Origin of the sequence: Mycobacterium sp. 4858, assembly GCF_900240975.1 — a bacterium.
Classification (GTDB): Bacteria; Actinomycetota; Actinomycetes; order Mycobacteriales; family Mycobacteriaceae; genus Mycobacterium.
The window spans coordinates 3,508,477-3,522,449 of the sequence record NZ_LT968776.1 but is presented as its reverse complement, the minus strand read 5'-3'; the positions used below and the strand labels follow the sequence as shown (position 1 = coordinate 3,522,449).

At 69.5% G+C, this 13,973-nt stretch carries 11 protein-coding genes and 1 pseudogene; 3 read left to right on the top strand and 9 right to left on the bottom strand.

Annotation, left to right across the window (positions count from 1 at the left end):
* Window position 1: 1 nt before the first annotated feature.
* The 3 genes from C1737_RS25380 to C1737_RS25370 are packed head-to-tail and all read left to right on the top strand — an operon-like array spanning window position 2 to window position 4,182.
* Window positions 2-925 carry a potassium-transporting ATPase subunit C gene (locus C1737_RS25380; RefSeq protein ID WP_102419758.1) on the top strand — a complete coding sequence of 308 codons (924 nt, stop codon included), beginning with the start codon at window positions 2-4 and terminating at the stop codon, window positions 923-925.
* Between the two features lie 12 nt (window positions 926-937).
* Entirely contained in the window at window positions 938-3,505 is a 2,568-nt protein-coding gene (locus tag C1737_RS25375) for a sensor histidine kinase KdpD (RefSeq protein ID WP_102419757.1), read from the top strand.
* Window positions 3,502-4,182 (top strand): response regulator, encoded by a 681-nt coding sequence (locus C1737_RS25370; protein ID WP_067928272.1) that lies wholly within the window; start codon window positions 3,502-3,504, stop codon window positions 4,180-4,182. Before C1737_RS25375 ends, C1737_RS25370 begins: the two co-directional genes overlap by 4 nt.
* Before the next feature lie 206 nt (window positions 4,183-4,388).
* On the opposite strand, the gene C1737_RS27350 is transcribed toward C1737_RS25370, so the two are convergent.
* The 9 genes and pseudogenes from C1737_RS27350 to mfd form a co-directional block, all read right to left on the bottom strand.
* Window positions 4,389-4,676 (bottom strand): hypothetical protein, encoded by a 288-nt coding sequence (locus C1737_RS27350; RefSeq protein ID WP_067919054.1) that lies wholly within the window; start codon window positions 4,674-4,676, stop codon window positions 4,389-4,391.
* A gap of 197 nt (window positions 4,677-4,873) precedes the next feature.
* The gene (locus C1737_RS25360) at window positions 4,874-5,818 is read right to left on the bottom strand and encodes a Ppx/GppA phosphatase family protein (RefSeq protein WP_102419756.1); all 945 of its coding nucleotides are present in this window, start codon (window positions 5,816-5,818) and stop codon (window positions 4,874-4,876) included.
* Entirely contained in the window at window positions 5,812-6,300 is a 489-nt protein-coding gene (locus tag C1737_RS25355; protein WP_102419755.1) for a DUF501 domain-containing protein, read from the bottom strand. The genes C1737_RS25360 and C1737_RS25355 overlap by 7 nt, the downstream gene beginning before the upstream one ends.
* A complete protein-coding gene (locus tag C1737_RS25350) occupies window positions 6,293-7,000 on the bottom strand; it encodes a septum formation initiator family protein (protein WP_233214818.1) in 708 nt (235 codons plus the stop codon). The genes C1737_RS25355 and C1737_RS25350 overlap by 8 nt, the downstream gene beginning before the upstream one ends.
* Window positions 6,981-8,270, bottom strand: coding sequence for a phosphopyruvate hydratase (eno, locus tag C1737_RS25345; RefSeq protein ID WP_067920283.1), 1,290 nt, complete (start codon window positions 8,268-8,270; stop codon window positions 6,981-6,983). The genes C1737_RS25350 and eno overlap by 20 nt, the downstream gene beginning before the upstream one ends.
* Window positions 8,271-8,340: 70 nt before the next feature.
* Window positions 8,341-9,069, bottom strand: coding sequence for a lytic transglycosylase domain-containing protein (locus C1737_RS25340; protein WP_102420125.1), 729 nt, complete (start codon window positions 9,067-9,069; stop codon window positions 8,341-8,343).
* Window positions 9,070-9,172: 103 nt separating this feature from the next.
* Window positions 9,173-10,192, bottom strand: a complete 1,020-nt coding sequence (locus tag C1737_RS25335) for a nucleoside triphosphate pyrophosphohydrolase (RefSeq protein ID WP_102419754.1) — start codon at window positions 10,190-10,192, stop codon at window positions 9,173-9,175.
* A gap of 29 nt (window positions 10,193-10,221) precedes the next feature.
* Window positions 10,222-10,293: pseudogene (locus C1737_RS27585) on the bottom strand (hypothetical protein); the annotation flags it as partial.
* Window positions 10,290-13,964, bottom strand: a complete 3,675-nt coding sequence (gene mfd, locus C1737_RS25330) for a transcription-repair coupling factor (protein WP_102419753.1) — start codon at window positions 13,962-13,964, stop codon at window positions 10,290-10,292. The gene mfd and the pseudogene C1737_RS27585, both read right to left, overlap by 4 nt.
* Between the last annotated feature and the right edge of the window lie 9 nt (window positions 13,965-13,973).

Sequence of the window (13,973 nt, the reverse complement as noted above, 5' to 3'; positions counted from 1 at the left end):
CATGAAATTCTCGAATTTCGTCCGCGTGCATTGGGCGGCCTTCCGCGCGCTGCTGGTGCTGACCGTGATCACCGGTCTCGCCTACCCGTTGCTCATCTGGCTGGTCGCACAGCTGCCCGGACTGCACGACAAGGCCGAAGGATCGATCCTCACGGCCAACGGAAAGCCGGTCGGCAGCCGCCTGATCGGTCAGCTGTTCACCGATAAGGACGGCAACCCGCTGCCGAAGTACTTCCAGAGCCGCCCCTCGGCGGCCGGCACGGGCTACGACCCGACGTCAACGAGCGCAAGCAACCTCGGGCCGGAGAGCATCGTCGACACACCCGCCGATCCCGCGCAGCTGACGACGGGCAAGTCCGCGTCTGACGCGGGATTCAAGCCGGGCCTGTTGACGACGGTGTGTTCGCGCAGCACCGCGGTGGGCCAGCTCGAGGGTGTGGACGGATCGCGACCGTTCTGCACCGGCGGCGGTGTGGGTGCCGTTCTTTCGGTGATCGGACCCCGTGACGCGCGCGGAAACGTCGTCCATCCCACCCGGGTGATCAGCGTCAACGAGCCGTGCCAGACGACACCGGCACCGTTCCTTACGCTCTACGAGGGGGTCCGCGTCGAATGCGCAAAGTACGGCGAGGACTACTCGATCGGCCAGATCGTGCCCATCCGCGGCGCCGCACCGGCAGACCCCGCCGTGCCCGCCGACGCCATCACCGCCAGCGGCAGCGGCCTCGACCCGAATATCTCGCCTGCCTACGCCGCAATCCAAATCCCCAGGGTGGCCAAGGCCCGGCACGTCAGTCCGGATCAGATACGCGCGGTGGTAGCCCAGTACACAAGCGGCCGCACTCTTGGTTTGTTCGGTGAACCTTGCGTCAGCGTGTTGCAGTTGAACCTGCAACTCGATCAAAAATATCCAGTCTCGAGCTAGGGCGATAGGTGGATGATGGTTGACGTGAGTGTCGTTGACCACCGTCCCAAGCGCGGCGAGCTGCGGATTTACCTCGGTGCGGCTCCTGGCGTCGGTAAGACGTATGCGATGCTCGGCGAGGCGCATCGCCGGCTTGAACGCGGCACCGATGTGGTGGCGGGCGTCATCGAGACGCACGGAAGGGCGAAAACCGCTGAGCTTCTTGAGGGCATCGAGTTCATCCCGCCGCGCTTCATTGAATATCGCGGCGGCACCTTCCCCGAGCTCGACGTCCCGGCCGTCCTGGCGCGCAGACCCCAAGTCGTCCTGGTCGACGAGCTCGCGCATACCAATACCCCGGGCAGCAAGAACGCCAAGCGCTGGCAGGACGTCGAGGAACTGCTCGACGCCGGGATCACGGTGATCTCCACCGTCAACGTCCAGCACCTCGAGAGCCTCAACGACGTCGTCGCGCAAATCACCGGCATAGAACAAAAGGAGACGATCCCGGACTCAATAGTCCGGCAGGCCTCGCAGGTCGAGCTCATCGACATCACACCGGAGGCGTTGCGCCGCAGGCTTTCCCACGGCAACGTCTACGCCCCAGAGCGCATCGACGCGGCGCTGTCAAACTATTTCCGGCGCGGAAACCTCACCGCCTTAAGAGAATTGGCGCTGCTGTGGCTGGCTGACCAGGTGGACACGGCGCTCGCCAAGTACCGCGCGGAGAACCAGATCACCGACATGTGGGAGGCGCGCGAGCGAGTCGTGGTCGCGGTAACCGGCGGCCCGGAATCGGAAACGCTGGTTCGACGGGCATCTCGGATCGCGTCGAAGTCCAGCGCGGAGCTCATGGTGGTGCATGTGATCCGCGGCGACGGCCTGGCCGGCCTGTCGGAATCCCGGATGGCGAAGATCCGTGAGTTGGCGAGCAGCCTCGACGCCTCACTGCACACCGTAGTCGGCGACGACGTGCCCACTGCCCTGCTCGATTTCGCCCGCGAGATGAATGCCACACAGTTGGTGATCGGCACCTCTCGACGGTCCCGGTGGGCGCGCATCTTCGAGGAGGGGATCGGCGCGACGATCGTTGAGCGGTCTGAAAAGATCGACGTGCACCTCGTCACCCACGAGGAATCCAAACGCGGCTTCCGCGCGGCGTCGATCTCACCGCGCGAAAGACGGGCCGCATCGTGGCTTGCGGCACTCATTGTGCCGTCGGCCATCTGTGCCGTCACCGTGAACTTTCTCGACCCGTATCTGCAAACGGCCGGCGAAAGCGCCTTATTCTTCGTCGGGGTTCTGCTGGTGGGCCTGCTGGGAGGAGTTGCGCCAGCGATCCTTTCGGCGGTGCTGTCCGGGCTGCTGCTGAACTACTTCCTGACAGCCCCCCGGCACAGCTTTACCATCGCCGAACCCAACGCCGCGGTCACCGAACTGGTGCTGCTGATGATCGCGGTCGCTGTCGCGGTCCTCGTCGACGGCGCGGCCAAACGCACCCGGGAAGCCCGTCGCGCCTCCCAGGAGGCCGAGCTGCTGACCCTGTTCGCGGGCTCGGTGCTGCGCGGCGCTGATCTCGAGACGCTCCTCGACCGGGTGCGCGAGACCTACGCACAGCGCGCGGTCAGCATGCTGCGCGAACCCGCCGAGGAGGACCGCGCCGAGGGCAAGAAGGCCGACGTCGTCGCGTGCGTGGGCAGGGATCCGTGTGTCACCGTCGCCTCCGCCGACACCGCGATCGAGGTCGGCGACGACGAGTTCTGGATGTTGTTGGCGGGCAGGAAGCTTTCGGCCCGCGATCGCCGGGTGCTGAGCGCGGTGGCCAAGCAGGCCGCGGGGCTGATCCGGCAGCGAGAGCTGGCCGAGGAGGCCAGCCGGGCCGAGGCGATCGTGCGGGCCGACGAGCTGCGGCGTTCCCTGCTGTCGGCGGTCAGCCACGACCTGCGCACGCCGCTGGCGGCGGCCAAGGTCGCGGTGTCCAGCCTGCGCGCCGAGGACGTCGCCTTCTCCCCCGCGGACACGGCGGAACTGCTGGCGACCATCGAGGAGTCGATCGACCAGCTGACGGCGCTGGTCGGCAACCTGCTCGATTCGTCGCGCCTGGCCGCCGGTGTGGTGCGCCCGGACATGCGAAGGGTGTATCTGGAGGAGACCGTGCAGCGGGCGCTGATCAGTATCGGCAAGGGCGCCACCGGCTTCTATCGATCCGCCATCGATCGGGTCAAGGTCGATGTGGGTGACGCCGTGGTGCTGGCCGACGCGGGGCTACTCGAGCGCGTGCTCGCCAACCTGATCGACAACGCGCTGCGGTACGCACCCGACTGTGTGGTTCGGGTCAACGCGGGTCGCGTGGTCGACCGCGTCCTGATCAACGTCATCGACGAGGGGCCCGGCATCCCGCACGGGACCGAAGACCAGATCTTCGAAGCGTTTCAGCGCCTCGGCGACCACGACAACACCACGGGGGTGGGCCTGGGCATGTCGGTCGCGCGCGGCTTCGTCGAGGCCATGGGCGGCACGATCGCGGCCGGCGACACTCCCGGCGGCGGCCTCACCGTGACGGTGGAACTGGCCGCGCCAGAAATGGTCGGGGCGCAATGACCCGGGTATTGGTGATCGACGACGAGCCGCAGATCCTGCGCGCGCTGCGCATCAACTTGTCCGTGCGAGGTTACGAGGTGATCACCGCGTCCAGCGGTGCCGGCGCGCTGCGCGCCGCCGCCGAGCACAGACCCGACGTGGTGATCCTCGACCTGGGCTTGCCGGACATCTCCGGAATCGAGGTGCTGGCCGGGCTGCGGGGCTGGCTCACCGCGCCGGTGATCGTGTTGTCGGCGCGCACCGACTCGTCCGACAAGGTGGAGGCCCTCGACGCCGGGGCCGACGACTATGTGACGAAACCCTTTGGGATGGACGAGTTCCTGGCCAGGCTCCGGGCGGCCGTCCGCCGCAACACCGCGGTGTCCGAGCTGGAGCAACCGGTGATCGAGACGGAGGCGTTCACCGTCGACCTGGCTGCCAAGAAGGTCACCAAGAACGGCGCCGAAGTCCACCTGACGCCCACCGAGTGGGGGATGCTGGAGGTGCTGGTCCGCAACCGCGGCAAGCTGGTCGGCCGCGAAGAGCTCCTCAAAGAGGTGTGGGGCCCGGCGTATGCCACCGAAACGCATTATCTAAGAGTCTATTTGGCGCAGCTGCGACGCAAACTCGAGGACGACCCGTCCCACCCCAAGCACTTGGTGACCGAATCGGGGATGGGTTACCGCTTCGAGGCGTGAGTGTTTGCGCGGCCGACGCCGCGCGCCCGACGCCGCGGTCGGCGACCGACGTCCTGGTCACATCGGTCACTTCCGCCCCGCGTCGGAGCAATCGTCGATGTGCCCGCCTCACAGCGACTTTAGGCTCGCTGGTGCTCGGGCTCGCGGAGGATGAGTCACATCCGCCACACCGGCCCCTGGCCGGAGGAATCGACGAGTTGTCCGCCTCATAGCGACAACCTCGTCGCCTGCCGCAGAGACAGCACGCGCTGATGAATACGGTATTCGGTGGACCGCGGCATGGATCTAGGCCCGTACCGACCGCGGCCCATCCGACGCACTCTGCCGCGGCCCATCTCCCACCGCAAGGCGTCTGAGATGACTTTCGATGCCCTACCGCGGATCCGAAAGCCCTGTTTATTAAGGGCTTCGATCATTTGACCGATGGTGGCCGGCCCATTGTGGGCGAGGTGCATCGTCAACACGTAACGCAGCTCGATTCCCTGGAGATTCATCCCTGCACCATTGCACCCCGGTACGACACCCCGGTCTTGTCGCTGCGAGGCGGGCAAATCGACGATTTCTCCCGCCAGGGACCGGTGTGGCGGGTGTGACTCGACCCCCTATCCCGAGGGCCCCGCTGACCGAAAGTCGCTGTGAGGCGGGCACATCGCCGCTTCCCCCGGCGAGAAACGCATGTGGCCGCTGTGACTCAGCTCGCGACCGACAGCACGATGCCGTCCAGGATGTCGTGCTCGCTGACGGTCAGCTCGTCGATGCCGGCGCGGGCGCGCAACTCGCGCGCCAACTCCTCGACCACGATCGCGCCGCCGCCGATCACGTCCGCCCGCCCCTCGTGCATGGGCCCCAAAGCGGCGCGCTCGGAGCGGGTCATGCCGATCAGCCGCTCGCACACCGCCAACAGGTCGCCGCCGGGAACGCGCGAAAGGTGAATGGCCGCAGAGTCATACGCCGTCATGTTGTGGGACAGCGCGGACAGTGTGGTCATCGTGCCGGCCAGCCCGACCCAGGTCCGCGCGCCCTCGACGGACACCACGCCCAGCGCGACGTCCAGCCGCTCGCGCACCACCGCGCGGGCCGCGGCCACCTCATCGGGCGTCGGCGGGTCCGAGTGCAGGCAGCGCTCGGTCAGCCGCACGCAGCCGATGTCGGCCGAGTAGCTCGCCGTCACCGAGTCACCACCCACCACGATCTCGGTGGATCCGCCCCCGAGGTCCACCACTACGAAAGGCCCAGCCGCAGGGTCTAATTCGCCGACCGCACCGCGGAACGACAGGGCGGCCTCCTCGGCCCCGGTGATCACCTCCGCCACCGCGCCCGGCACCGCCGCGCCCAGCACGTCGGCCGTCATCGCGAAGAAGACGTCGCGATTGGCGACGTCGCGGGCGGCCGAGGTGGCCACCATCCGCACCCGCTCGACGCGGTGGCGGCGCAGCAGCGCGGCGTAGTCGGTCAGCGCCTGCCGGGTCCGGGCGATCGCCTCCGGCGCGAACTGGCCGGTCGCGTCGACACCCTGGCCCAGCCGCACGATCCGGGTCTCCCGGTGCACGTCGCGCAGGCGTCCGCCCGTCACGTCGGCGATCAGCAAGCGAATCGAGTTGGTGCCACAGTCGATTCCGGCGAGCCTGCTCACCATTGCCCCGCCACCAGAATGCCGGTCATTGCGGGCTCGGGCGCCAGAATGGCCAGCGCCTCGTCGCCGAGCGGGTTGCACCCCGGCCCCTTGGCCAACGAGTGCGCGATCAGCACGTGCAGGCACTTGACCCGGTCCGGCATTCCTCCCCCGGAAAACGTGGTGCCCAACGGCTCGATCGCGTCCCGCTCGGCCACATACGACTCGTGGGCCCGCCGATACGCGGCCGCCAATTCGGGGTCATGCCGCAGCCGCTCGGACATCTCGCGCATCAACCCCGTCGTCTCCAGCCGGCTTGCGGCCGCGGTCAGTACCGGATGTGTCAGGTAGTACAACGTCGGAAAGGGCGTGCCGTCAGGCAGTTTCGGCGCGGTCTTCACCACTGCAGGCTCACCGTTGGGGCAGCGGTAGGCGATGTCGAGCACGCCCCGCGGCTCACGCCCGAGCTGACGCGCCACGGCCGCCAGATCGGCACGCTCAACCACCGGGCGCCGTGGGGTTCGGTGCGGCCGGTGGGACGGGACCGCCCGGGCCCGGTTGCGACGGAGGGACTTCCGGCGGCGGCACATTGGCCGGCGGCAGGTGCGGCGCGTCGGCGATGGTGTGCCACAGCGCGGTGTACCAGGGATCGGTGTTGGCGGGTTTCGCCGCCTGCCCCCCGGGTTCGGACGGGGTGGCCCCCGACGGCGCAAGCTGCACCTGGAACGGGATGTCGCCCGGCTTCACGAATCCGAGCCGCTCGCGCGCCTGCGCCGCGATGTAGGCCGGATCGCCGAGCTTGGCCTTTCTCTGCTCGAGGTCGGCGATCTGCCGGCGCAGCGCGGCTTCGCTTGCCGTCAACTGATTCATCTCGGTGCGCTGCGCGAAGTAGGTGCGCACCGGGCCGGCGATGGTCAGCGTCAGCACGCAGATCACCGCGGCCAGCACCGCCGCGCGCCGCGCGGTGAAACCCAACCGCTGCTCGGACCGTTGCTCGACGGACTCGGCGACCTGCCGCTTGATCGGCTCGACCACATGCTCGAAAGCCGACCGCGCGCCGGCCTGCTTCGCGGTCGGCGAGGGCTTGGAGGCCGGCTTGGTGGTGCGGCGGCGCCGAACCGAATCCCCGGCCTTCCCCGGACGCGATGCCGGGGAACGCCGTTTCGGATCCGGCTTGGCGGGCAAGCTATTTGGCCTCCGGCGCATACCGCGGGAACGCCAGATCGCCGGCGTAACGGGCGGCGTCGCCCAGCGCCTCTTCGATCCTCAGCAGCTGGTTGTATTTGGCGACCCGCTCGCTGCGGGCGGGCGCACCGGTCTTGATCTGCCCGCTGCCGACGGCCACCGCCAGGTCGGCGATCGTGGTGTCCTCGGTCTCGCCGCTGCGGTGGCTCATCATGGTGCGGTACCCGCTGTGGTGGGCGAGCGAGACGGCGTCGAGGGTCTCGGTCAGCGTGCCGATCTGATTCACCTTGACCAGCAACGCGTTTGCGACACCCTTCTCGATGCCTTCCTCGAGGCGCTCGGGATTGGTGACGAAGATGTCGTCGCCGACGATCTGCACGCGGTCACCGATCGACGCCGTCAGCGCGGCCCAGCCGGCCCAATCGTCCTCGGACAGCGGGTCTTCGATGGACACCAGCGGATAGGAGCCGAGCAGCCCGGCGTAGAACTCCGCCATCTGCTCGGCGCTGCGTGTGCTGCCCTCGAAGGCGTATCCGGTGCCGTCGGTGTAGAACTCGGTGGCGGCGGCGTCGAGGGCCAGCGCCACGTCGACGCCCAGCTTGAAACCGGCCGACTCGATGGCCCGGCCGATCAGGTCCAGGGCCGCGGTGGTGCCGGCTACGTCGGGCGCGAAACCGCCCTCGTCGCCCAGGCCGGTGCTCAGGCCCTCCTTCTTCAGTACCGACTTGAGCGAGTGGTACACCTCGGCGCCCCAGCGCAAGGCTTCGGCGAAGCTCGGAGCGCCGATCGGTGCCACCATGAATTCCTGGATGTCGACGGCGGTGTCGGCGTGCGCGCCGCCGTTGAGGATGTTCATCATCGGCACCGGCAGGATGTGCGCGTTCGGCCCGCCGATGTAGCGGAACAGCGGCAGCTCGGCGGAGTCGGCGGCGGCCTTGGCGACGGCCAGCGACACACCGAGGATGGCGTTGCCGCCCAGCCGGGACTTGTCGGGGGTGCCGTCGAGGTCGACCAGCGCCTGGTCCACCAACCGCTGGTCGTCGGCGGCCAGGCCGATGACCGCCGGACCGATCTCGTCGAGGACGGCCTCCACGGCCTTGTGCACGCCCTTGCCACCGTAACGCTCACCGCCGTCACGCAACTCGACGGCCTCGTGCTCACCGGTCGACGCGCCGGACGGCACCGCCGCGCGGGCAAACGTCCCGTCCGCCAGGGCGATCTCGACCTCGACCGTCGGGTTGCCGCGGGAGTCGAGGATCTCGCGGGCCCCGACCTGCTCGATAATCGGCACTGAGTTTCTCCTTGTGTTCCGTAGCTGGTGCCGGCCTCGCCGCCGTTAGCGTAAAGCCTGGTACATCCTGCTACAGCGGGTGACCCGCCGCATAAGCGGTCGCCCAGTCGCGCACCGCCCGCGCGTAGACGCCGGAGTTGTTGTAGGCCCGCAGCGCGGTGATCCAGCCGCGCGGTGTGGCCAGATCCTTTCCCCGCCAACACAGGTAACCGGCCGCCGCGAGGGCGGCATCGTCGATGTTGTCCGGGCTGACGCGGCCGTCGTTGTGGGCGTCCACGCCGTACAACCGCCAGGTCTCGGGGATGAACTGCATCGGGCCCATGGCGCGCACCACCCCGTCGTCGTCCGTGGCCGGTTCCTCGCTGTCGACGATGCGCAGGGTGCCGCCGCTTCCGTCCAGGCGGACACCGCGAATCGGGGGGCTGACATCCCCGTTGGGCGCCAGCCGCGCGCCGCGATAAGTGCCATGGTGGCTCTCGACCTGCCCGATGCCCGCCAGCGTGGTCCACGCGATGTGGCACCTCGGGTTCTCGACCTCGGCGACCCGGGCGGCGTACGCGTAGGCCTCCAATGCGATCACGGGAATCTCCAACGTGGCCGACCGTTGCTCGGCCCAGGCCCGAAGCTGGTCCGCGGGCCGGCCGCTGGCGTGCGTGTCCACCGGCGGCACCGGAGCCCCGGCCGGCGGCGGGACGCCCTCCGGGATGAACAGGCTGAGCTGCCACGTGCAGCTGGAGGCCAGCAGCATCGCAGTCGCGCCGATCACGGCGGCCGCGCGCAACCAAGGCCTCGGCGACACCATGCTGGTTAAAGCTCCCTCGGACTCCCCTGCACCAAATTCCGCCCCACCATCGTCCCATGGGTTCCGGTGTGCCCGGCCGCGTTCGGGCTGCAGCGCACGATCAGGCGTCGTCGGCCGCGGCGTCCACCGCGGATTCGTCGACCGCCTCGTCGGGCATGGCCGGCTCGTCGGCGGCGGCCCCGGCCGAGGGCCAGTGCTCACGCCACTCGTCTTCCGTGATCTCCCCGAGCGGGGCCACGTCGAACTCCTCGGGGACGCCTACGCCGCGGCGCGTGGCCGCGATCGCCCGCTCGACCTCGCGGACCGTGTCGACGAACTCCAGCACGGCGGTGCGCAGCGCGCCTTCCGCGTCGCCGTCGGCCGACACGGAAACGAAGGTGATCTCGGCGGGGACGAGGTCGGCGGGCAGGCCGGCCTTCTGGGCCCGCTCGATCACCTTCTGCGCCAGGGCCAGCGCCGGCTGCCCGGTGTGCACGTCGTCCATCACGGATTTCCGCGGCTTTTCGGCCGCCTTGCGCTCTTCCCACTGGGCCAGCTGCTCTTCCAGCGAAATGGTCTGCCCTGCAAGCACACCCGGAACCCGGTTGCCCAACTTCCGCATCAGCGTGACCGCGACGTCGTCGATGGTGAAGGGCAGCTGCGGGGCATCCTCGGCGATTCGCGCGTGAAAGAGCACCTGCAGCAACACGTCGCCGAGTTCTTCCCGCAGCTGGTCGGCGCTGCCGCTGCGCACCGCGTCCAGCAGTTCGTAGGTCTCCTCCAGCAGGAATCGGCGCAGGGAGTCGTGGGTTTGCTCGCTCTCCCACGGTCCGGCGGTGCGCAGCTTGTCCATCATCGCGACCACGTCGACCAGACGTTCGCCGCGCGGCGTCTCCGGTGCGGAGATCAATCGCGCGCCCGCGGACAGCCGGGCGGTGACGGCGGGATGGTCGGGGTCCGACGACAGCAGCACCGGCGCCGGATCATCGGGGTCCCCGGCATGCACCGGGCGCGCCGCGCGCAGCGACCACGGCACCGCGACGGGCATCTCCTCGGTGTACTGCACCTCTCCGCCGAGGTGCTCAATGGCCTCGACGGGCACCAGCGACGGGCGCCGCGGGTCGCACAAGACGACGATCATGGGCGCCTCTCCTCTCCCCCGCAAGCGGGAGGTACCCCCACATCGCTTCGTCCCCCGCAAGCGGGTGGTGCCCCCACCGCATCGTCACCGGCGCGGATCATCGCGCTTGCCGTTCCTCACTGGACATCGGTGCAGGTGAACCCGTTATACCAATATCGGTCTGGGGCTTACCTTCCAGCGCCGTCACCAGGTTGGCCACCATCTGCAGCAACTCGACGTCGCGGATGCGTGCGGCGCCGACCCCGCCCGCCCGCGGGATGGGCACCTGCACGGTGGACGTCGTGGCGCGGTAGCTCGCGGCCGGATACATCCGCTTGAGCCGCACCTGGGCCGAGTCGGGCAGCGTCATCGGCGACAACCGCACGGTCGCCGCCGACGGGGCCGACACCTCGGTGATGCCGGCGGCGCGGCACAGCAGCCGCAACCGCGCCACCGCGACCAGGCGCAGCGCCGGTTCGGGCAGCGCACCGTAGCGGTCGACGAGTTCCTCGATGACGGCGCCGATGGCCGCGTCATCCGAAGCGGCGGCCAGGCGACGGTAGGCCTCCAGCCGGAGCCGGTCACTGGCGATGTAGTCCGGCGGCAGGTGCGCGTCCACCGGCAGGTCGATGCGCACGTCCTTGAGCTCCTCGGCGGTGGTCACCGTCTGCCCGGTCGAGGCCGACTCCAAGGCGGCCCGATAGGCCTCCACGGCCTCCCCCACCAGCCGCACGTAGAGGTCGAAGCCGACCCCGGCGACGTGCCCGGACTGCTCGACGCCCAGCACGTTGCCCGCCCCCCGGATCTCGAGGTCCTTCAGCGCCACGGCCATGCCCGCGCCCAGTTCGTTGTTCTGCGCGATGGTCGCCAACCGGTCGTAGGCCGTCTCGGTCAGCGGCGCGTGCGGCGGATACAGGAAGTAGGCGTAGCCGCGCTCGCGGCTACGCCCCACCCGGCCGCGCAGCTGGTGCAGCTGCGAGAGCCCGAAGGTGTCGGCGCGCTCGACGATCAGCGTGTTGGCATTCGAGATGTCCAGCCCGGTCTCCACGATCGTGGTGCACACCAAGATGTCGTACTCGCGGTTCCAGAAGCCCTGCACGGTGCGTTCCAGCCGCTCCTCGGGCATCTGCCCGTGCGCGACGACCACCCGCGCCTCCGGGACCAGCTCGCGGACCCGGGCGGCCGCGCGGTCGATCGAGCTGACCCGGTTGTGCACGTAGAACGCCTGCCCGTCGCGCAGCAACTCGCGCCGCAGGGCCGCCGCGACCTGCTTGTCGTCCTGGGGGCCGACGTAGGTCAGCACGGGGTAGCGCTCCTCGGGCGGCGTCAGGATCGTCGACATCTCGCGGATGCCCGCCAGGCTCATCTCCAGGGTCCGCGGGATCGGCGTGGCGCTCATGGTCAGCACGTCGACGTGGGTGCGCAGCGACTTGATGTGCTCCTTGTGCTCGACGCCGAACCGCTGCTCCTCGTCGACGACCACCAGGCCCAGATCCTTCCAGCGCACCCCCGTTTGCAGCAGCCGGTGGGTGCCGATCACGACGTCCACCGACCCGTCGGCCATGCCCTCGACGACGGCGCGCGACTCGGCGTTGTCGGTGAACCGCGACAGGCCCTTGACCGTCACGGGGAACCCGGCCATCCGGTCGGTGAACGTCTGCAGGTGCTGGTCGGCCAGCAGCGTGGTGGGCACCAGCACCGCGACCTGCTTGCCGTCCTGGACCGCCTTGAACGCCGCGCGCACCGCGATCTCGGTCTTGCCGTAGCCGACGTCGCCGCAGATCACCCGGTCCATCGGGATGGGCTTTTCCATGTCGGCCTTGACCTCGGTGATGGCGGTGAGCTGGTCGACGGTCTCGGTGAAGCCGAACGCGTCCTCCATCTCGGCCTGCCAGGGGGTATCCGGCGCGAACGCGTGCCCCGGGCTGGCCTGCCGCTTGGCGTACAACGCGACGAGCTCGCCGGCGATCTCGCGCACCGCGCGGCGGGCCTTGGTCTTGGTGTTGGCCCAGTCGCTGCCGCCCAGCTTGGAAAGCGCCGGTGCCTGCCCGCCGACGTAGCGCGACAGCTGGTCCAGCGAGTCCATCGGGACGTAGAGCTTGTCCGACCCACCGCCGCGCTTGGCCGACGCGTATTCGAGGACGAGGTATTCGCGGCGCGCGCCGCCGACGGTGCGCTCGACCATCTCCACGAAGCGGCCGATGCCGTGCTGGTCGTGCACCACCAGGTCGCCGGCCGTCAGCGCCAGCGGGTCGACGGTATTGCGGCGCTTGGCCGCCAGCCGCTTGCCCTCGACGGCGGTGGCCCGGCTGCCGGTCAGGTCGGTCTCGGTGATGATGACCAGGTTGGCGCCGGGGATGATGACACCCTCGTGCAGCGGGCCCTTGAGGACGCTGACGATCCCCGGTTTGAGCGTGGTGTCCGCCGCGTCCGGTTCCAGCATGGCGGCGGGAGTGTCGGAGTCGGCGAGCCGCTCGACCACCCGATGCGCGGTCCCGACGCCGGGCGCGACCACCGCTGCGTAGCCGCCGGTCGAGACGTGGGCGCGCAGCATGGCGAAGATGCCGTCAATGTCGCGCTGATGCCCGCGGGCCGACGGTGCCGCCCGGATGTCCAGCTCCACCGCGGACTCGTCGGACAACTGGCTCAGCGTCCACCACGGGTGACCGGACTTCGCCGCCGCGGCGCGCACGTCGTCGAGCTCGGCGAAGCCCGATCCGCCGAACTGCGTCACGTCCACGGGTGCGTCCGTGCCCAGCGCCGCGACCGACCAGGACGCCTCGAGGAATTCGCTGCCCGTCTTGATCAGGTCCGCCGCCCGGGTGCGGACCTTTTCGGGGTCGCACAGCAGCACCGGCGTGCGCGGGGCCAGCTGGTCGGTCAGCAGCACGTGCTCGCCGGGCCGCAGCACCGGCAGCAGCGCCTCCATTCCGTCGACCGCGATGCCCTCGGCCAACTTGGCCAGCATGTCGGTGACGCTGCCGGTGATGGCGGGCTCGGCGCCCGAATGCCGGGCGGCCAGCGCCGCGGCCCGTTCCCGGACGTCGTCGGTCAGCAGCAGTTCGCGGCAGGCCACCGCGATGACCGTGTCGACCTCGATCTCGGGAATGGAGCGCTGGTCGGCGACGGCGAACATCCGCATCTCGCTGACCTCGTCGCCCCAGAACTCGACGCGGACCGGGTGTTCGGCGGTCGGTGGGAAGACGTCGAGAATTCCGCCACGGACGGCGAACTCGCCCCGCCGGCCCACCATGTCGACCCGGGTGTAGGCCAGCTCGACCAGCCGGGCGACCACATCCTCGAAGGCGATCTCCTGCCCCACGCTCAGGGTTACCGGCTCGACCAGCCCCAGCTGCGGCGTCATCGGCTGCAGCAGCGAGCGCACCGCCGTCACCACCACTTGCAGTGGCGGTCCCAGCCGTGCGTCGTCCGGGTGGGCCAGCCGGCGCAGCACGGTCAATCGGGCGCCGACGGTGTCGACGCCCGGTGAGAGCCGCTCGTGCGGCAGCGTCTCCCACGACGGGAAGGCCGCCACGGCGTCGCCGAAGACGCCGCGCAGCTCGGCGGTCAGGTCATCGGCTTCGCGCCCGGTCGCGGTGACTACCAGCAAAGGACCCGACCGCGCCAGCGCACTGGCGACGAACAACCGTGCGCTGGCTGGACCCACCAGGTGAAGCTCGGCCGGTCGTTCGGCCGCGCTTTCGATCAGCTGCTGGAAGGCCGGCGCGGTGAGCGCCAATTCAACGAGCCCCGCGATCGGGGGTTCTGGGCGAGCAGGCCCCGGTGCGGTCATGATGAATCC